Origin of the sequence: Desulfovibrio aminophilus DSM 12254, from assembly GCF_000422565.1 — a bacterium.
GTDB lineage: Bacteria > Desulfobacterota > Desulfovibrionia > Desulfovibrionales > Desulfovibrionaceae > Aminidesulfovibrio > Aminidesulfovibrio aminophilus.
Genome location: NZ_KE383875.1, coordinates 258,144 through 277,085, shown reverse-complemented (window position 1 = coordinate 277,085; position 18,942 = coordinate 258,144). Strand labels below are relative to the sequence as shown.

20 protein-coding genes are annotated in these 18,942 nt (G+C 68.6%); 5 read left to right on the top strand and 15 right to left on the bottom strand.

Annotated features, from left to right (window positions below; genetic code table 11):
- Positions 1-504: 504 nt before the first annotated feature.
- Positions 505-1,329, bottom strand: a complete 825-nt coding sequence (locus H587_RS0113780; protein WP_027176745.1) for a PstS family phosphate ABC transporter substrate-binding protein — start codon at positions 1,327-1,329, stop codon at positions 505-507.
- A 227-nt stretch (positions 1,330-1,556) separates the two neighbouring features.
- Between H587_RS0113780 and H587_RS0113775 the strand changes: the two genes are divergently transcribed.
- The 4 genes from H587_RS0113775 (at position 1,557) to H587_RS0113760 (ending at position 5,963) form a co-directional block, all read left to right on the top strand.
- On the top strand, positions 1,557-2,906 hold the full coding sequence (locus H587_RS0113775) for a protoporphyrinogen/coproporphyrinogen oxidase (protein WP_027176744.1): 1,350 nt from the start codon (positions 1,557-1,559) through the stop codon (positions 2,904-2,906).
- A gap of 15 nt (positions 2,907-2,921) precedes the next feature.
- Positions 2,922-3,983 (top strand): M24 family metallopeptidase, encoded by a 1,062-nt coding sequence (locus H587_RS0113770; protein WP_342662377.1) that lies wholly within the window; start codon positions 2,922-2,924, stop codon positions 3,981-3,983.
- A gap of 64 nt (positions 3,984-4,047) precedes the next feature.
- Entirely contained in the window at positions 4,048-5,700 is a 1,653-nt protein-coding gene (locus H587_RS18800; RefSeq protein WP_051202873.1) for a glycosyltransferase family 2 protein, read from the top strand.
- Positions 5,697-5,963, top strand: a complete 267-nt coding sequence (locus H587_RS0113760) for a DUF4911 domain-containing protein (protein WP_051202872.1) — start codon at positions 5,697-5,699, stop codon at positions 5,961-5,963. Before H587_RS18800 ends, H587_RS0113760 begins: the two co-directional genes overlap by 4 nt.
- On the opposite strand, the gene H587_RS0113755 is transcribed toward H587_RS0113760, so the two are convergent.
- From H587_RS0113755 to H587_RS0113700, 12 genes are all read right to left on the bottom strand, one after another.
- Entirely contained in the window at positions 5,960-6,244 is a 285-nt protein-coding gene (locus H587_RS0113755; protein WP_027176741.1) for a hypothetical protein, read from the bottom strand. The genes H587_RS0113760 and H587_RS0113755 overlap by 4 nt on opposite strands.
- Positions 6,245-6,293: 49 nt before the next feature.
- Positions 6,294-7,796, bottom strand: a complete 1,503-nt coding sequence (locus H587_RS18795) for a fused MFS/spermidine synthase (RefSeq protein ID WP_051202870.1) — start codon at positions 7,794-7,796, stop codon at positions 6,294-6,296.
- A gap of 114 nt (positions 7,797-7,910) precedes the next feature.
- Positions 7,911-8,330: a response regulator gene (locus H587_RS0113745; protein WP_027176740.1), complete on the bottom strand. Its 420-nt coding sequence runs from the start codon at positions 8,328-8,330 to the stop codon at positions 7,911-7,913.
- Between the two features lie 42 nt (positions 8,331-8,372).
- Entirely contained in the window at positions 8,373-9,482 is a 1,110-nt protein-coding gene (locus H587_RS0113740) for a hybrid sensor histidine kinase/response regulator (protein WP_027176842.1), read from the bottom strand.
- Positions 9,479-9,871 carry a response regulator gene (locus tag H587_RS18790; RefSeq protein ID WP_051202868.1) on the bottom strand — a complete coding sequence of 131 codons (393 nt, stop codon included), beginning with the start codon at positions 9,869-9,871 and terminating at the stop codon, positions 9,479-9,481. Before H587_RS18790 ends, H587_RS0113740 begins: the two co-directional genes overlap by 4 nt.
- A 10-nt stretch (positions 9,872-9,881) precedes the next feature.
- Positions 9,882-10,511 carry a sensor histidine kinase gene (locus H587_RS19850; RefSeq protein ID WP_027176739.1) on the bottom strand — a complete coding sequence of 210 codons (630 nt, stop codon included), beginning with the start codon at positions 10,509-10,511 and terminating at the stop codon, positions 9,882-9,884.
- Between the two features lie 15 nt (positions 10,512-10,526).
- Complete coding sequence (locus H587_RS0113725; protein ID WP_027176738.1) at positions 10,527-10,910, bottom strand: response regulator; 384 nt, start codon at positions 10,908-10,910, stop codon at positions 10,527-10,529.
- A 3-nt stretch (positions 10,911-10,913) separates the two neighbouring features.
- The gene (locus tag H587_RS0113720; protein WP_027176737.1) at positions 10,914-12,632 is read right to left on the bottom strand and encodes a sensor histidine kinase; all 1,719 of its coding nucleotides are present in this window, start codon (positions 12,630-12,632) and stop codon (positions 10,914-10,916) included.
- 3 nt (positions 12,633-12,635) lie between these two features.
- Positions 12,636-12,980: a NifB/NifX family molybdenum-iron cluster-binding protein gene (locus tag H587_RS0113715; RefSeq protein ID WP_027176736.1), complete on the bottom strand. Its 345-nt coding sequence runs from the start codon at positions 12,978-12,980 to the stop codon at positions 12,636-12,638.
- Between the two features lie 9 nt (positions 12,981-12,989).
- Positions 12,990-14,207 carry a sigma-54 interaction domain-containing protein gene (locus H587_RS18780; protein ID WP_156904563.1) on the bottom strand — a complete coding sequence of 406 codons (1,218 nt, stop codon included), beginning with the start codon at positions 14,205-14,207 and terminating at the stop codon, positions 12,990-12,992.
- Positions 14,208-14,223: 16 nt separating this feature from the next.
- Positions 14,224-14,643: a hypothetical protein gene (locus H587_RS0113705; protein WP_027176735.1), complete on the bottom strand. Its 420-nt coding sequence runs from the start codon at positions 14,641-14,643 to the stop codon at positions 14,224-14,226.
- A 28-nt stretch (positions 14,644-14,671) separates the two neighbouring features.
- A complete protein-coding gene (locus H587_RS0113700) occupies positions 14,672-15,652 on the bottom strand; it encodes a sulfite exporter TauE/SafE family protein (RefSeq protein WP_027176734.1) in 981 nt (326 codons plus the stop codon).
- A gap of 318 nt (positions 15,653-15,970) precedes the next feature.
- Here H587_RS0113700 and H587_RS0113695 point away from each other — a divergent pair, with 318 nt between their 5' ends.
- Positions 15,971-17,023, top strand: coding sequence for a sigma-54 interaction domain-containing protein (locus tag H587_RS0113695; RefSeq protein ID WP_425387190.1), 1,053 nt, complete (start codon positions 15,971-15,973; stop codon positions 17,021-17,023).
- On the opposite strand, the gene murI is transcribed toward H587_RS0113695, so the two are convergent.
- Together murI and H587_RS0113685 are read right to left on the bottom strand one after the other, a co-directional pair.
- Positions 17,020-17,850 (bottom strand): glutamate racemase, encoded by an 831-nt coding sequence (gene murI, locus H587_RS0113690; RefSeq protein ID WP_027176732.1) that lies wholly within the window; start codon positions 17,848-17,850, stop codon positions 17,020-17,022. The two genes, H587_RS0113695 and murI, sit on opposite strands and share 4 nt — an antisense overlap.
- 77 nt (positions 17,851-17,927) lie before the next feature.
- On the bottom strand, positions 17,928-18,932 hold the full coding sequence (locus tag H587_RS0113685) for an OmpA family protein (RefSeq protein WP_051202865.1): 1,005 nt from the start codon (positions 18,930-18,932) through the stop codon (positions 17,928-17,930).
- Positions 18,933-18,942 lie beyond the last annotated feature (10 nt).

Below are 18,942 nucleotides of genomic sequence, written 5' to 3'. Positions count from 1 at the left end.
CCGTGGGCGCGGGCCGAGGCCCGGTGGCGGACGAGTCCGGCGAGCACGTCCAGGGCGGTTTGGCCCTTGGGGGGGGCCGCCGTGAAGGCCCGATCCTGGCGCAGATACTTGGACAGGCGTTCCAGATCCTCCAGCGAAACCTGGAGCCGGGCCTCGGCTGTGGCGGCATCCGCCTCGACCTTGGCCCGTTCGGTCAGCTCGAATTCCACGTTGCGCTGGATCTCGCGCAGGGCCCGGGCCACGCTCGGGTATTCCTCACCGGACTTGGTCAGGACGTCGGCCTTGAGCAGGGCCAGCTTCTCGACCTCGCTGTGTCGCGAGGCGGCTTGACCGAGGAGGAACAGGCCCAGGGCCAGGGCCAGGAGCATGCCGACGGACAGATGGAAACGGTTCACCGGGACACCTCGGATGCGTTGGAGCCGGAAATCCTGAATGGGCATCGGAACGACGGAACCCGCCGGAACGGCGCGGGCCGTTCCGGCGGGACGTCGGGTCGACGTCCGACTACTTCTTCAACGGCACGAAACCGATCTCGTCGGCCAGCTTCTGACCGGCGGGGGAGAGCATGAAGTCCACCAGACCCTTGGCGTCGCCCTTGGGCTCGCCGGGGGTGTAGAGATTCAGCCCGCGGGAGACGGGATAGGTCTTGTTCAGGGCCGTGGTGGCGTCGCCCATGACGCCGCCCACGCTGACCTGCTTGATTTCCTTGTTCAGGTAGCCCAGGCCGATGTAGCCGATGGCCAGCTTGTTCTTGGACACGGCCTGGACCACGGCTCCGTTGGAGGCCTGGAGCAGGGCGCCGGGGAAGACGCGTTCCTTCTTGCCGCCGTCATGCATGACCTTGTTCTCCCAGCAGTCGTAGGTGCCGGAGGAGGTGTCGCGGGAGATGACCACGATCTGGGCGTCGGCGCCGCCGACGTCCTTCCAGTTGGTGATCTTGCCTGCGTAGATGTCCTGGAGCTGGGCCACGCTCAGATCCTTGACCGCGTTGCCCGGATGCACGATGGGCACGATGCAGTCGTAGGCCACGACGAACAGCTTGGGCGCGCGGCCGTTGGCGGTGGCGGCCTCGATCTCCTTGTCCTTCATGTCGCGGGACATCATGGCGATGTCGCAGGTGCCGTCGATGAGGGCCTTGGCTCCTTCGCTGGAACCGCCGCCGGAGATGGAGACGTTCACGCCCTTGTTTTGGGCCATGAACGCTTCGGCCGACTTCTGCATGAGCGGAAGCACGGTGGTGGAGCCCTTGACTTCGACGCTGCCGGCGAAGGCCAGGCCGGACAGACACAGGGTCAGCGCGGCGGCGAGCGCCACAATCTTGATCTTCATGGAAACGTCCTCCGCGAATGGGATGAGGTTTGAAAACGTTCGTGCCGAATTCGGATGAAGGTTTTCTAGCAATCCCACGTTACATTAATGTGACGGAAAAGAGAAAGCTGGGTGACACGAGAAGCGTCCCGTGCCGTTTTCCCGCCCCGCGAGGGGAGACGGCGCGACTGGCACGGAACTTGATGCGTCGGCTTTCGCGACGTAGAACCGTCCCGGAGGAGAAACGAGTGGAAGTCAAGCACCTCATCATCGGAGCCGGTCCCACGGGGCTCGGCGCGGCCCATCGGCTGCGGGAGCTGGGTCAGGAATCCTTCCTGGTCCTGGAAAAAAATGCCCACCCCGGCGGCCTGTCGGCCAGCTTCCGCGACGCGGCCGGGTTCACCTGGGACATCGGCGGCCACGTCCTCTTCTCCCATTATCCTTATTTCGACAAACTGGTGGACGACCTGCTGGCCGGGGAATACCTGGAGCATCAGCGCGAGTCCTGGGTCCGCGCCTGCGGCGGCTGGGTGCCCTATCCCTTTCAGAACAACGTCCGCCACCTGCCCCGGGCTGAACGCTGGGACTGCGTGCGCGGGCTGCTGCCGGGCAAACGTCCCGAGGGGCGGCCGGAGAACTTCCGACAGTGGATCGAGTGCGTTTTCGGCCGGGGCATCGCGGACATCTTCATGCTGCCCTATAACTTCAAGGTCTGGGCCACGCCGCCGGAACGCATGGATTTCAAATGGATCGGCGAGCGGGTGAGCGTGGTGGACCTGGAGGGAGTGCTCAAGAACATCCTCCTGGAGTTGGACGACGTGGCCTGGGGCCCGAACAACACCTTCAGGTTCCCGCTGCGCGGCGGCACGGGCGAAATTTTTCGCCGCCTGGCCGCCCGGGTGGAGGACAAGGTGCGCTACGGCGCGGACGTGGTCCGGCTGGACGCCCGGAACCGGACCGCGCGCACGGCCGACGGCCAGGAGGTGCGCTACGAGACGCTCCTGAGCACCGCGCCCCTGGATCTCCTGGCCGGGCGCTGGCTGGCCGATCCCGAGCCGGAGCTGGTGGAGGCCGCCTCCGCCCTGGTCCACAACGGGGTCTACGTGGCCGGGGTGGGCCTGCCGCCCTCGGGCAGGACCGACAGCCGTTGCTGGATGTATTTTCCCGGCGAGGAGACGCCCTTCTATCGGACCACCAACTTTCACAACTATTCGCCCAATAACCCGGCCGCGCCGGACCAGCGGGCGCTCATGTGCGAGACGAGCTTCTCGGCGCACAAACCGGAAAGATTGGCCGGGCTCATGGCCCGCACGGAGGCCGGGCTCGCGGCCTGCGGCCTGATGGCCCCCGGAGACGGCGAACGAGTTCTGACCCGCTGGGAGACGGTGGTGGACTATGGCTATCCCGTGCCTTGCCTTGCCCGCGACCAGGCGCTACAGACCATACAGCCGCGCCTGGAGGCCCAGGGAATCTTTTCCCGGGGCCGCTTCGGCGGCTGGAAGTACGAGGTGGGCAACATGGACCATTCCGTCATGCAGGGCGTGGAATGGGCCGAACGCATGGTCCAGGGCCTGCCGGAGCGCACCTATTCCCTGTAACGCATGGACGTGGACGTGATCGTTTTCGAGCAGCGCCGTCAGGCGCTCAAGGAAAGTCTGCGGGCGCGGGGCCTGCCCGCCCTGCTCGTGTCCCACGCCGCCAACCGCTGGTACCTTTCCGGCTTCGAGCTGGCCGACTCGCAGTGCAACGAGTCGGCCGGCTGGCTGGTGATCACGGCCCACGGCGGCGACACCCTGCTCACCGACCCCCGCTTCGAGGAGGCCGCCCGCCGGGTCTGGCCCGATGAGATCGTCATCTATTCCTCGCGCAAGATGGAAGTGGTCGGAGCCTTCCTCAAGTCCCTGAATCCGCCCGCCTTGGGCTTCGAGCCCCGGTCGCTTTGCGTGCGCGACTATGAGCGCCTGCGCGAGTTCGTCGCCCTGACGCCCACCGAGGGCTTGGTGGAGGATCTGCGGGTCATCAAGGACGCGGACGAGATCCGGCGCATGGAGGCCTCCTGCGTCCTGAACGAACGGGTCATGCTGGCCCTGCCCGAGCGGCTCGTCCCGGGCATGACCGAGGCCCAGGCGTCCTGGGAGGTGGAGCGGCTCTTCCGCGAGGGCGGGGCCTCGGGCCTGGCCTTCCCGACCATCGTGGGCGCGGGGGTGAACGCGGCCCTGCCCCATGCCGAGCCCGGCCAGGACCGCCTGCCGGCGCAGGGGCTCGTGCTCGTGGACGCGGGCGGCCGCTTGGACGCCTACTGCTCGGACCAGACCCGGACCTTCTGGCTCGGGAGCGAACCCTCGGACCGCTTCCGCCACGTCCTGGCTCTCGTGCGCGAGGCCCAGCGCCGGGCCATCGAATACATCCGGCCGGGCGCGCCCATCGCCGAGTCCTACCATCTGGTCCGGCGCTTCTTCGAGGAGCACGGCGTGGCCGACCGCTTCACCCACGGCCTGGGCCACGGGGTGGGCCTGGAGACCCACGAGGCCCCCAGCCTGTCGAGCCAGAGCCGGGACGTATTCCGGCCGGGCATGGTGGTCACGGTGGAGCCGGGCCTGTACTGGCCGGACTGGGGCGGGGTGCGCTGGGAGCACATGGTCCTGGTCACGGAAGACGGTTGCCGCGTCCTTTGACGCATCGCGCGGCATACACCCGCACCTTTTCCGCCCACCGCCGGGCCGCCCCAAGGGAGGGGAGATGCACGCCGCCTATTTCACGGTCCTGGCCCGGGGCATGAGCGGAGAGCTGGAACGGCTCTCCGGCGACGAGGTTCTGGAGCACCTGGACAACCACCGTTCCCAGCTCCTCCTGGACCCCACCATCTGCTCCTGTTACGCCGCGCGTCTGGCGGCCGAGCCCGACCTCGGGTCCATGCCCGGGATCGTCGCCGCCCTGGCCGCGATTTTGGCCAAGCGGCTCAGGCTGGAACCCTTCGACGAGCAGACCGCCCGCGCCCTGGCGCGCATCGCCGGGGACAACGAGGCCGCCGTGCGCGCCGACCTCTTGGCCTCGCTCAACGCCGAGCCGGACGGATTGAAGGACATCCTGGCTCTGGACGGACCGGACGAGCGCCTGGAGACCGAGCCCGTGCTGCGCACCCTGTTGCGGGTCTATCCCTCCTATGTCCAGGTTGCGGACCTGCTCCTGGACCTGGACCTGCGACGCGGCCGCGCCCCGGGCGACTGGCTGGCCTCCTTCCGCTGCCCCGGGCTGCTAGAGGCCGCGTGGCGGGCCCGGCTCTTCGCCCACCACGCGACCCTGGGCCTGCGGGCTGGGGCCGACGCGCTCTGGGCCGGGCTGCCCCAGGCAGTCCGCGACGAGACGCTCTGCAACCTGGCCGCGTCCTTGCGCCTGTCCGCGGGTGAATACGAGGCGGCCGCCTCCATGCTGCGAGCCTCCCTTGCCCTGGACCCGTCCCAGACGCCCATCGCCCTGCGCCTTGCCGAGTTGGACCGGCCAACGCCCCTGGACCCGGCGCTGATCCGGGACCGCTCCGTGGTGGTCTGCCTGTACACCTTCAACAAGGCCGCACTGCTGGAGCGCACCCTGGCTTCCCTGGCCGCCTCGGACCTGGGCGCGGCCAAGGTCCGCCTGCTGCTCAACGGCTGCTCGGACCATAGCCGCCGGGTAGCCGACACGGCGCGGGCGCTTTTCCCGGACAACGACTTCCAGGTCGTCGACCTGCCGGTGAACGTAGGCGCTCCGGCGGCGCGCAACTGGCTGGCGGCCCTGCCCGAGTGCCGCGAGGCCGACTCCGTGGCCTACCTGGACGACGACGTGGAGATTCCGGCGGACTGGCTGGGCCGTTTTCTGAGCGTGGCCGAGGCCGACCCCGGCATCGGCGTGGTGGGCTGCAAGGTTCTGGACCCCGGGAACCCCGCCCGATTGCAGTACCTGTACCGCAACGTGGCCCTGGCCCGGCCGGACCTGTTCAAGCTTTCCATCCACGCCCCGGAGGGGGCCCTGGACCTGGGGCTCTACGACTACACCCGCGAAACCATGTCGGTCATGGGCTGCTGCCATCTGCTTCGGGGCCGGGCCCTGCGGGAACTGCCGGGCTTCGACATCCGCTTCAACCCCTCCCAGGGCGACGACCTGGACCACGATCTGGCCGCCTGCCTGGCGGGCTGGCGGGTGGTCTACACCGGCACGGTGGCCTGCGTGCATCATCAGGCGACGGGATTTTCCGGGACGGGGGCCGTGGAACGCAAACGGGCGGGGAACATCATCGGCAATGACCTGAAGCTCTGCGCCAAGCATATGGAGCACCTGGACCGGCTGCGGGAGCTGGCGTTCGAAGATCGGGAGCGGGCCCGGAACGGGGCGGACTGGCGCGGGAGCCAAGCATGAGGCGCGGTCGCCGGAAAATCGCCGGACCGCCGCCGAAGTGGTCGTCGCGGCTCTACGTGCGCCTGGAGCCCAGCCGGATCGCCTTGTTTCGGTTCCTGCTGGAGGCCCACGACAATCTGGCGCTGTTCAGCGTGGCCGACAGGCGGAAGGGGATTCTGCAGCTGAATTTCAGCCCGGACCAGGACGGCGAGGTGCGGGCCTTCCTGGCGCGGGTCCGGGCCGAGACCGGGGTGGAGACGGTGCTCGACCCCGGGAAGGGCTAGTCCCCGATCCAGCCCTGGAGGATCTCGATGATCTTGCGGGCCTGGTCGGGGCTGGAGATGGTGAACTTGGACTGCTGGCGGTATTCGCCGTTGCGCTTCTGGTAGCGCCGGATGCCGTACTTCTCCGGGCCGTATTCGCCGGTGCCCCGGGTCATCTCCTGGTAGCGGAAGAGCAGGGTCGCCCAGGTGCCCTTGGACAGGATGGCCTTGTCCAGCTCCTTGACGAGCAGGACGCCGTTTTCCTCATAATTCACGGTCAATTCGTCGACGGTCGAGGCCATGCGCGCTCCTTTTGTGGGGACTGGCGGCCGGTGGCCGCGCCGATGTTCCCTAATTCCCCGGAGCCGGGCTGTCAAATCCCGACAGGCGCGGCGGCCGTCCGGCGTAGCGATCCACGGGCGCGTAGGAGTCGGTGAGCACGGGCAGATCCGTTTCCGGGTCCGGGACGCGGGCCGCCAGCATGGCCGCCAGCTCCGGGTCCGCCGAGGGCCGGTCGGCGGCCTCCGGGTTGGAGAAGGCCGCCAGGATCACGTTCTGCCACAGTCCGGGGGCGGCCGGGTTTTCCACGGCGTAGGCCCGCACGCGGGGGAAGACCGCCGCGTAGGTGGCGAAGAGCGCCCGGTAGAGACGGCCCCGGTCGCCGGACATGGAGGAGAGCAGATTCACCAGCACCACGCCGTTGTCCGTGAGCGAGGCGCGCAGGCGGCGGACCGTCTCCACGGTGGTCAGGTGGAAGGGCACGGCGTGGTCGGTGTTGAAGACGTCGCAGAGGATGGCGTCGTAGCGCTTGCCGTTGCGGTTGAGGAAGGTCCGGGCGTCCTCCTCCAGCACGCGCAGGCGCGGGTCGTCGCGCAGGCCGAAGTGCTCCCGGGCCAGGGCCGTGACCCCGGGGTCCAGCTCCACCACGTCCAGACGCAGCTCAGGGTGGGCCGCCAGGGCGAACTTTGGGAAGGAGTACCCCCCGCCGCCGAGCACGAGCATCTCGCGCATGTCCGGGACGAAGTGCCCGGTCAGACGGTAGAAGCGGGTGTAGGGCAGGGCCAGGGCCTGGGGATCGTCCAGGTACATGGCCGACTGGCGCGCGCCGGGGCCGGTGATCATGGCCCGCATGAGCCGGTCCGTGCCCTCTTCCTTGGCTAGGCAGACGATGACCCGGCCGTAGGGCGTGTCCGTGTCCAGGAAGCCGCCCCGGGCCAGCCGGGCGTCGGCCGCGCGAGCCAGCAGGAGCAGGGCCAGGAAGAGGCCCAGGGAGGCCAGTCCGGGTTTCCAGGACGGCGGATGGACGCAGGTGGCGGCCAGGGCCAGCACGGCGGCCATGAGCAGGATGATGTTCGTGCTGCCGACCCAGGCGATGAGCACGAATCCGGCCAGGAAGGTTCCGGCGATGCTGCCCAGGGTGGACAGGGCGTAGAGGTCGCCCGCAGTGCGGCCGCTCCGGCTCGGGTCGAGCAGCCGCAGGCGCACCGCGAAGGGGGCGACCATGCCCAGCAGCAGGGCCGGGGGCGCGAAGAGGGCCAGCACGGCGGCCACGGCCGCCAGATGCAGACCGTTCCCGGCCTGGAGGAAGTCGAGCACGAAGCCCTTGGTCAGGGCCACGGCGGCGGTGCAGAAGGCCGCCAGGAGGATGATCCGGGAGAGGCGTCGTGGCTCGGGCCGCCGGTCGGCCAGCCGCCCGCCCCACCAGGCTCCCAGGCTCAGGGCGGCGAGGATGACGCCGATGAGGCTGGTCCAGACCACCAGGGAGGTCCCCAGGGCGGGGGCCAGGATGCGCGAACCGGCCAGTTCGATGACCATGACCACGGCTCCGCAGAGAAAGACCGCGACCTCCAGCATGGCCGCACTGTCTCACAAGGCCCCGGCAGTCGTCCAGGGGGGAGCGTGGGGGACCGCTTCCGGAGCGGCCGAACGGGTTCGGCCGCCCCGGCGGTCATCAGGGAAGGCGAATAATCAGGAATACTCGTTGAGCGCCGCGTCGGCGTAAGTGTCCTCAAGCATCTTGCGCAGCCGGTAGGCGCCCTCGACCATCGGCGCCAGCTTGGGCAGACCGTCGATCTTGTCCACGTAGCTGAACGCGCCGAGAACCTCGGCCATGCGCCGGGTCTCGTCCGTGCCGTGGCCCGTGAACATGACCACCTGGATCTTGGCGCTCACGGCCTTGATCTGTTTGAGCGTCTCCATGCCGTCCATGCCGGGCATGTCGATGTCCAGGATGACCACGTCGTAGGGCGTCTTCTTGATCATCTTCAGGGCGGCGTCGCCGGAGTGGGCCACATCCGGGCTGACGCCGTAGAGGATGTGCAGGCGATCGGAGAGGATCCGGCAGAGATCCTTCTCGTCGTCCACGATCAAGAGCTTCATCTTGTCCATCCGTCCCTCCTTCTTGGGAACCGCCGGCAGAGGCCGGCGGGATCAGTCGTTGGTGCCTTCAGTCTTCCGTTCCGTCATGGGCAGGCGCACGCTGAAGCGCGCCCCCCGCCCCTTTTCACTGTAGATGGTGATGCGTCCGCCCAGGGCCTCCACCAGGCTCCAGCATATGGCCAGGCCCAGGCCCGTGCCCTTGCCGACCTCCTTGGTCGAGAAAAAGGGCTCGAAAATCCGTTGCTGGAGCGCGGGCTCCACGCCGGGCCCGGTGTCCGCGACTCGCATGACCGCCTCGCCGTCTTCCAGGGCCAGGCCCAGGCGCAGGACGCCGCCGGTCCCGCTCATGGCGTCCAGGGCGTTGTCCGCCAGATTGGAGAGGATCATCTCCAGGTCCGCCGGGGGGTGGGGCAGGGCCGGAAAGCCTTCCGGGATGTCCGTCTCCAGCCGCACGTTCAACTCCCGGGCCCGTTCCTCGCGGCGGCGGAGCACCTCCGTCAGGAACTCCGGCGAGGTGGCCGCCCCGGGGGCGTCCGGCGCCCGGCGCAGGGTCAGCAGCTTGGAGGTGATGGCCTTGCAGCGCTCGGCCTGGGCGTGGATGCGCGCCACGGCCCGGAGCATCTCCGGTTTCTGGGGGCTGTCCGCGAACTCCTTGTCCTCCAGCAGATCCTCGATCCAGCCCGCCTCGTTGATCATGATGTTCAGCGGGTTGTTGATCTCGTGGGCCACTCCCTTGGCCAACTCGCCCAGCGCGGCCAGCTTGGCCGTCTCGGTCATGCGCAGGCGGGCCTGGCGGTGGCGGCGGCGGTCGGCGGCGTCCTCGATGGCCCGCGCCACGGCGGCGGTCCCGGCGGGCTTGACCAGGTAGTCCCTGGCCCCGAGCTTCATGCCGGTGACGGCCGTGTCCAGGCTGTTGTCGGCGGTGAGCAGGACGAATTCGGTCTGGGGCCGGAGCGCGTGAGCCGCGCGCAGCACCTCGAAGCCGTCCATGCCGGGCAGGCCCAGGTCCAGGACAACGACCTCGGAATCGGCCCGGCGGAGGGCCTCCAGGGCCTCCTCGCCGCGATAGGCCGTGCGCACGGCGAATCCCCGGGCCCTGAGCCGCTCGGCCAGGGTGTCCGTGAAGTCCCGTTCGTCGTCCACCAGCAGCACGGAGTTCATGCGCCGCCCCGTCCCCCGCGTCCCGGCGTCCGGGAGACGGCCCGGATGCTGCCCAGCAGTTCCTCGATGTCCAGGGGTTTCTTGTGGTAGGCCGCCGCGCCCAGGCCCATGCAGGTCTCGCGTTCGGCGTCGGAGCCGTGCCCGGTGAGCATGATGACCCGGATGGCGGGCCAGCGGGACTTCACCTCGCGCAGCACCTCCGTGCCGCTCATGCCCGGCATGCGCAGGTCCAGGACCATGACCCCGGGTTCATCCTCCTCGATCAGCTCCAGGGCCCGCGCGCCGTTCAGGGCCACGCGGGGCTCGATGCCCCGCAGCCCGAGGCGCTCGGCCAAGGTGGTCACGAAGCCTTCCTCGTCGTCCACCAGCAGGAGCTTGATCTCGGACATGGCGCGCCTCCTAGTCCCTCGGCCCGGCGAGGGGGAAAGACAGCTCCAGGCAGCCCTCGGCGGCGGCCGGCCGCGCGCCGGTGCCGCGCAGGGCCTCGTCCAATCCGGCCACGGCCCCGGGCTCCAGGGCCAGCCCGTCCAGGCAGAGACGGGCCACGGCCGCGCCGTCGCGGGCCAAGGCCACGACGTTCACCACCCGGCCGTCCGGGCCGGGCAGGCCGAAGATGTGGGAGAGGCCCAGGAAGAGGGCCGTCATGGCCGGCAGGGTGCCGACCCCCACGGGGATGCCCCGGTCCGGTCCGGCGAGGCGGACCTCGGCGTTCTTCATGTGCGCCAGGCGTTCGGTGAGCTGGACCACGGCCCGGCAGCAGGCCGCCAGATCGGAGTGGTCGAGCTGGTTGTCGTCCGGGGCGTGGGCCAGGCGGCCCATGGCCTCCAGGATGCCCTTGCCGCGCTCCACATGGCGGGTGATGTGCCCCACGGCCCGCTCCAGGGCGTCGCGGTGCTTGAAGGGCGTGCTTTTGTTGATTTCGAGAAGGTCGCCGACGAGGCCCGCCGACTCGCGGATGATGGCCAGCACGTTCTGCATGTCGTGCATGGCCATGGCCGTGACCGTGCCCATGAAGCGCGCTTCGCGCATGGTCGGCTCCCGGGGCTAGGCCCCGCCTCCGGCCGCGACGGCCTCGCCCAGCTTGGCGATGAGTTCGTCGAGATCCAGGGGTTTCATCATGTAGAAGAATGCGCCCAGTTTCATGCCCTCGATGCCGTCGCGGGTCTTGCCCTGGCCGGTGAGCAGGATGACCTGCACCCCCGGATGGCTTTCCTTGACCCGCCGGAGCACGTCCAGGCCCTTCATGCCCGGCATCATCACGTCCAGGACCATGACCTGGGGCGGGTCCTGGGCCACGGCCTTGAGCGCGGATTCGCCGTCGTGGGCCAGGCGGGGCGACATGCCGCGCAGCTCCAGGCGTTCGGCCAGGGTGGAGACGAACTCCACCTCGTCGTCCACCAGGAGAATCTTCCAGTCCTTGACGTCCATGATCTAGCCCTCCGCCTGCTTCTTGGGCAGCAGGATGGTGATGGTTGTTCCCTCGCCCTGCCTGCTTCGCACCTGGATCTCGCCGCCGAGGCGTTTGACGATGCCGTAGGTGATGGACATGCCGAGTCCGGTGCCCTTGTCCTTCTTGGTGGTGAAGAAGGGTTCGAACATGTGCTTGACCGTCTCCTCGCACATGCCGCAGCCGTTGTCCTCGATGGACACGGCCACGAAGCGTTCGTCGAGGTCGGCGGTGATCACCTTGATGAGCCCGCCGTCGGGCACGGCGGCCAGGGCGTTGTTGAGCACGTTCAGGAAGACCTGCTGGATCTGTCCCTGGTCCGAGGGGATGGGCGGCAGGCCCTCGGCCAGCTCCCGCTCCAGGCTCACGTTGCGGTACTGGGCCTCGCGCTCCAGGAAGCCCATGGTCTCGGTGAGCACACGGTTGATGTCCAGGGGCTCGATCTTCACGTCCATGCGTCGGGCGAAGCCGAGCATGCGCTGGGTGATGCCCCGGCCCCGGTTCACCGAGGCGATGATGGCGTCGACCTGGGCCAGGAAGCGTTCCTTGTCCGGGAAGTCCGGGCGCAGGCCGATGAGGTCGCGCATGAGTCCGGCCTTCTCGTTGATGATCGCCAGGGGGTTGTTGATCTCGTGGGCCACGCCCGCGGCCAGGCGGCCGATGGAGGAGAGCTTCTGGGTGTGCTCCATCTGGTGGATGGCGCTCAGCCGCCGCTCGTCGCTTTCGCGCATCCGCCGGATGATCACGTTGGTGATCTGGTAGACGGCCACGAAGATGGCCGCCACCCCGGCCAGGAAGGTGACCAGCAGGTCGATGCGCACCGAGTACCAGGTCTGGAGAACCGAGGGCCGGGGCTTCACGGCCATGAGCGCGAAGTCGGCGTCGGCGAAGTAGGTGTAGGAGAGGAAGGCCTCCTCGCCCGAGGGCGTGACCATGCTGACCACGTTCGTCTCGAAGCTCGGCGCGGGCATGGGGAAGGGCAGCTTGTCCAGAACCTTGCCGTAGAGCAGGGAGTCGGTCTGGAGCACGCCCTGGCGGTTGACCAGGAAGGCGTCGCCGCCGGGCTCCAGGCTCATGGCCGCGATGATCCGGTCGAACTGGGAGGTGTCGATGGTGGCGCGCAGAACCCAGGAGCGGCCGTCCTCGGCCGTGTGCTGCACGGCGATGACCACGTGGGGGAACTTGCGGAAGCCCATGAACACGTCGCTCAGGTACTTGCCCTTGATGCTCACCTGATGGAACCAGGCCTGCTCGGCGTAGTTGCGGCCCTTGAGGTCGTAGGGCCCCACATAGCTCTTCAGGTCGCCCTTGGAGTCGATGAGCGCCAGGTCCACGAAGCCCACGAACTCCCGGCGCATGACCTGGAAGATGCGGTTGAGGACTTTCTCGTTGGCCAGATCCTCGAAGGGATAGGCCGAGGCGATGAGGCTCACGGTGGAGGTGCGCTCGGCCAGGAAGATTTCGAAGGAGTTCCGGGACTTGTTCACCAGCACCCGCAAGGGGTTCTGTATCTCGCTGGTGAGCGAGGCCTGGTGCTCGTAGTAGTTGATGGCCGCCAGGGCCAGGAGCGGCAGGATCGAGACCACGGCCATGAGCGCCACGATCTTGCGGCGCAGGATGCGGTAGCGCTCGGGCGAGACGATCTCCACGCCGTTTCCGTTCTCGGGGTCCGGGAGGTGGCGGCCGACGATGTTCTTGAGCATGCGTCAGGTCTCCCGCGGAAAGAGCACGTCGCCCGCGCGCAGCGTTCCGTCGGCCAGGGCCCGGAGCACGTCCTCCACGGGCCCGGCCACCGAGTCCAGCACGTCCACGCGCTTCCAGCGCAGGTAGTGGTAGTATTCCTCTTCGATGGCCCCGCAGACCACGCCCGAGGCGTCCCGCCCCAGGGCCAGATCGCAGAGGTCGTCGCCGGAGGCGTGGGCCAGGAGCAGGCTCTTGCGGTCCACGATTTCGCCCTGGTCCGTGAGGGTCACCATGAGGGCCTCGGTGGCCAGATCGAAGCGGGGGGCCACCTCGTCCCCTCGCAGGGCGATGAGGATCTTCTTGTCCACGGCTTCCTCCTAGCCCTTGGCCTTGCGGCCTGTCTTGCGCGCGGTCTTGGGCGCGGGTTCGGCGGCGTCGTGGGCCCCGGGCAGGTGGGCGGGCAGGTGCGCGGGCAGGATGGTTTCGCCGGAGCAGACCATGGCCGCGAACTCCACGATGTTCTTCAGCTCCCGGACGTTGCCCGGGAAGGAGTAGGCCGAGAGCAGACGCAGGGCCTTGGGCGAGAAGCCGACGATGCTCTTCTTGAAGCGCGCGGCGTAGACGCCCAGGAAGTGCTGGAGCAGGAAGCTCACGTCCTCCCCGCGTTGGCGCAGGGGCGGCAGGTGCAGGCGGACCGCCGCCAGGCGGTGGAAGAGATCCTCGCGCAGCCGTCCGGAGCGGATCAGGGCCTCAGGGTCGGCGTTGGTCGAGGCGATGAGCCGGACGTTGACCCGTACGGGCTTGTCCGCGCCCACGGGCAGGATGGCCCGCTCGTCCAGACAGCGCACCAGCCGGGCCTGCTGTTGCACCGGCAGGTCGGCGATCTCGGAGAGGTAGAGGGTGCCGTTGTGGGCCTGCTGGAAGCGTCCCGGGCGGCCCTCGCCGCCGGAGCCGCGCCGCCCGAAGAGGTCGGCCTCCAGCAGTTCCTCGGGCATGGGCCCGCAACTGAAGCGCACGAAGGGTTCGCGTGAGCGGGGCGAGGCCCGGTGCACGGCCTCGGCCAGGAGATCCTTGCCCGTGCCGGTCTCGCCGGTGATGAGCACGGGCGAATCGCTTTGGGCGATGACCGGAACCAGGCGCAGGAGCTTTTCCATGGCCTGGCTGCGGCCGACCATCTGGCCCGGCCCGGCGGCCTGGGACAGGCGATCCTCCATCTCCTTGATCGGGGTCAGATCCTCGATGATCTCCAGCCGGGCCAGTTCGCGGCCCTCGGCGTCGCGCAGAAGCACCGGGGTCAGGCGGACGGCGATGCGGCGGCGGTGGCGATTGATGAGGTCCGTCTCCAGGCTTCCGCCCTCGCCTTCGGAGCGCGCCCAGGGACAACCCTGGACGCAGGCCCGAGAACGCAGCACATGGCGGCAGGGCAGGCCCCGCACGTCCTCGCGGGCGAACCCGGTGAGCGACTCCAGGGTCTTGTTCAGGAACCGCACCCGGCCTTCGCCGTCCAGGACGGCCACGCCCACGGGCAGGTCGTCCAACAGGGCGGGAAGGTCCGGGCGCTCCGAGGCGAACAAGGCTGCCATCCGCGTTTTCACGCATCCCTCCGAGCGGTTAGTGGCCGCCGGAACCAACCAGGCCCGAGGCGGCCACGCTGAGCACGACGATCTCGGCGATGGCCAGGATCGCGAAGATGGGATCCTTCTTCTTGAAGTAGGCCCCGATGAGCGGAATGTAGCAAATGATGGTCAGACCCGCCAGGAACGCGATGCCGATGAAATTCAAAAAATCGCCCCGGTTCAGGAGCGTCGCCCAGCCCCATCCCATGGGCACGTTGCCCTGGGACAGATACTCGCCCACGGGCATGGACCAGAGGCGGGTCACGTCCTGCATGCCGACGTGCGGATCGAGGATGCCGAAGCAGTAGATCAGGTAGGTCGCGACCATGATCAGAAGGCCGCTCCAGCAGCCGTAGAAGAGCATGGTGCCGTAGAGAAGCTGCTCCTTGGGAGCAGCGGTGTTCTGCGTGGACATGGAATTCTCCTTGTTGTTGAACGTCCGGCTAGATACCCAGGCCTTTGAGCAGGGCCTTGCCTCCGGCGAAGAGGAGCACGCCGATGACCATGTAGCGGATGAATTTGGGCTTGGCCTTGGCCAGCAGCCGCACGCCCACGAAGGAGCCGACCATGAGGCCGATGATCGAGGGAATGGCCATGAGCGGGATGACGCAGCCCTTGTTCAGGTAGACCCAGGCCGCCGAGGTGTCTGTGATGGAGAGCAGGAACTTGCTCGTGCCCACGGCCACCTTGAGCGGCGCGCCCATGAGCAGGTTGAGCACGGGCACGTTGGCCCAGCCCGCGCCCAGGCCGAACATGCCGGCCATGACGCCGATGACGATGAACAGGAGCAGGCCGGGCAGGGTCCGGTGGGTCTTCCATTCGATGACTTCGCCGGTGGAGGCCTCGGTATAGGCCCCGCTCATGCCCAGGGCCAGACCCAGAGCGTCCTGCTTGGTGACCACGGGGCGGACCACGTTCTTGGAGGTCAGCAGGAGGATGGCGATGAACATGATCGTGCCGCCCAGGCAGAGCTGGACCACGTTGGTGGGCAGGGCCAGGCCCAGGAAGGCGCCCACGATGGCGCAACTGGAGGCGATGAGGGCCACGGGCAGGGCCAGGCGCAGACTGGCCAGGTTGCGGCGCAGCAGACCCGGCCCGGCGGCCAGTGCCCCGGCCAGTGCCACGAGCAGGCCGGTTCCGCGCACGAAGTCCAGGTGGAAGGGAAAGAATCCGCTGACCAGGGGCACGAAGAGCACGCCCCCGCCCACGCCCGCGAGCACGGCGATGATGCCGAGCACGAAACAGAAGAACAGCAGAATGATGGGCCAGGCCCACCAGGGAAGGTTCGAGCCGTTGCCCGTGGCGGCGGCCACCTGGGCGGCCACGTCGCCGCCGTCCGAGGAGGCCCAGGCCAGCGCGGCGGCCGTGAGGACGACCAGCGCGGCCCCCGCCAGCGCACAGATCCATTTCGCGTTGCGTTTCATCCCTCTTTCGCTCCCGATTCCTATGGTGTGAACGTATGGTGTGATCCGGTCCCAGCCGATCTTGCGTCCAGTGAACCACGGGCATAGGGCAAGGATCGTGCCAGGAGGGAAAACGTTGACCCTGAACGCTTGACGAACATCGGACGAAAGGTTATGCGGCAAAATATTGCCGGTTTGCGGCAAATATCGGCCGTTCCGGATGGGTTTCCCGGGGTGCTTGTGAAATTTCGGCCGAGACCGCCGCTTGCGGCCCCTTCACCATTACGGGCGGGGTGTTGCAAAACGCCTCGGTGGACCGCCCGAAAGTTGGTTTGTCCGGTGAAAGTCGAGAAAAAGAAGGGTGTTGTCGAGATCGGCAAAAAATTGCCGCAGGCGACGAACGACACCGTGGTCCTGGAACTCGGGGGCGAGGAGGGCGTGGGCAGCTTCGTCTTCCGCTCCCGGGCCATGCGCGACGTCTACCAGTTGGCCACCCAGGTGGCGGGCTCGGACGCCTCCATCCTGGTCTACGGAGAGTCCGGCACGGGCAAGGAACTGTTCGCCAGGCTGGTGCATCGCCTTTCGGACCGCCGCAACCGGCCCTTCGTGCCGGTGAACTGCGGTGTGCTTCGGGGCGAGCTGTTCGCGGACAAGTTCTTCGGCCACGAGCCCGGGGCCTTCACCGGGGCCCAGCGCCAGCGCAAGGGCAGCTTCGAACTGGCCGAGGACGGCACCCTGTTCCTGGACGAGGTGGGCGAGATTCCGCCGCCCAACCAAGTGGATTTCTTGCGCGTGCTGGAGGAGAAGAATTTCAAGCGCCTGGGCGGCGAGCGCGACCTGCCGTTCGGCGCGCGCATCGTGGCCGCCACCAACCGCCTGTTGCCGGACATGGTGGCCCGGGGCGAGTTCCGCGCCGACCTCTTCTACCGTCTGAACGTGGTGCCCGTGTCCCTGCCGCCCTTGCGCGAACGCACGGACGACATCGCGGACCTGGCCGAATACTTCCTGGCCGTGTTCCGCCACCGCTACCACAAGCACGGCCTGCGCCTGGACCCGGACACGGTCCGCGCCATGGCCGCCTATCCCTGGCCGGGCAACGTCCGCGAACTGCGCAACCTCACCGAGCGGCTCGTGCTCCTGTGCCCGGAGGACGTCATCCGGCCCGCGCACCTGCCCCTGGAGATGCGCCTGGGCGGTGGATTGCCCGAGGTCGAGGCGGGCCCGGCGGACACGCGCCTGGAAGTCGCCGTGCGCGAGGCCGAGGTACGGGCCATTCTACGGGCCTGGAGACAGTCGGGAGGCAGCAAGGCCCGCACCGCAGAGCTGTTGGCGGTGAGTCCGCGCACCCTGCGCTACAAGCTGGCCGAGTACGCGCTCAAGTTGGGATTCTAGAGGTCGACCAGAGTCACGTCCGTGGCCGGAAGCTCCCTGTTGAGGAATATCTCGCCCATGCGTGCGAAGCGTTCCGGGTCGTCGGTGGCCAGGAAGGTCTCCGCGCCGGGTTCCGGGGAGGGATTGAGCAGCCCGCGCCCGGACAACTCCTCGGCCACGCACTGGGCCGTGGTCGCGGCCGAGTCGATGAGCCGCACCTCTTCCGGCAGCACCTTGCGGATGGCCGGGGCCAACACCGGAAAGTGAGTGCAGCCGAGGACCAGGCAATCCGGCTCGTGGTCCGGGAACTCGGCCATCAGCGGCTCCAGGTAGCGGGCCGCGATGCCCTCCACCAGCGGACCCTCGGTCCAGCCTTCCTCGGCCAGGGAGACGAAGAGCTGGCAGGGCCGGGTGGCGATGGTGGCCTCGGGCCGCAGGCGCAGGATGGCCGCCTGGTAGGCCGCGTTGCGCACGGTTCCGGCCGTGGCGATGACCGCGATGCGGCCGCGCGGGGCGTTGCGGCAGCAGGCCTGGGCCCCGGGCTCGATGACCCCGATGACCGGCAGGCCGGGATAGGCGCTCTCCAGGTCGGGCAGGGCCACGGAGGAGGCCGTGTTGCAGGCCACCACCAGGAGCTTCACGCCCCGGTCGACCAACTGCCGCGTGGTTTGCAGGGCGTAGCGCGTGACCGTGGCCCCGCTCTTGGTGCCGTAGGGCAGGCGGGCCGTGTCGCCGAGGTAGAGGAAATCTTCGTGGGGCAGGACCGCGCGCAGGGCCTTGAGCACGGTGAGCCCGCCGACGCCGGAATCGAAAACGCCGATGGGACGGCGCGCATTCTCGCTGGTCATGGAAAGTCGCACTCCTGGGCCATTCGGCCCGCCCCTCTGTGGCATCTTGGGGCCCGGCCGTCAAGGCGGAGGCGCGGCTACTGCTCGACCAGCTCCACGCGGCGGTTCTTGGCCCGGCCCTCCTCCGAGGCGTTGGAGGCCACCGGGGCCAGGTTGGCCAGGCCCTTGGCCGACATGCGGCCGGAGGCGACCCCGAAGTCCTTGGCCAGGGCGGCGGCCACGGCCTCGGCGCGGCGATGGGAGAGCTTCAGGTTGTAGTCCAGGCCGCCCTGGTTGTCGGTGTGGCCCACGATGTAGACCTTGAGCCCGGGCTTGGCCTTGAGGAGTTTGGCCATCTCCTCCAGCTGCGGTCGGGACTCGGGTTTGACCTCCGAGCGGTCGAAGTCGAAGAGCACGCCGTAGAGCGCCACCCGGCCGCGCTCGTCCAGGCTCTTGCCCATCTCCCCGGCGTCCACCAGGACCATCTTGTTCTCCATGCTCCCGGAGAGCACCTCCTGCACGAACACGGCCACGCGCCGCCCGGCCGCGCTGTCGGCGGCGTTGTCCTGGCGCGCGGCGAAGACGAACACGTCGGAGATCGCGCCGTCCTTGTCCAGCCGGGCCGTGAGCAGGCGCGGATCCTCCACGGCCAGGGAGAAGGCGTACTCCACCACCTGCTTGCCGCCGAGACGGTTGCGGGCCGCGGAGTTGAAGTAGGCGTTGCCCACGGACCGGCCGCACTCGGCCTCGTCCGAGCACTCGAAGCGCGTCTGGTAGCCGAGCTTCTGCAGGGCGGTCTTGTAGTTGCGCATGACCTCCAGGGAGCTGCGGTCCGGCGGGGCCAGGTAGAGGATGCGCGTGCGGCGGCCCTCCACCTTCTCGGATTTCTCCCAGCCGGCCGAGGCGTTGACCCACTTGCCCAGGGGCAGGGCGGCCTCGTCGTACTGGTCCAGCTTGTAGCCCAGGATCACCGAGCCCTCGTAGCGCGGCAGGCCGGGGATGTCCTTGGAGCCGGGAACGTCCTGGTCGTACTTTCCGGCCAGGGCGGCCGGGGCGCAGCAGAGGGAGAGCAGGACGAGGAGGCGGGCGGCGCGGCGGATCATGGGCGTCTCC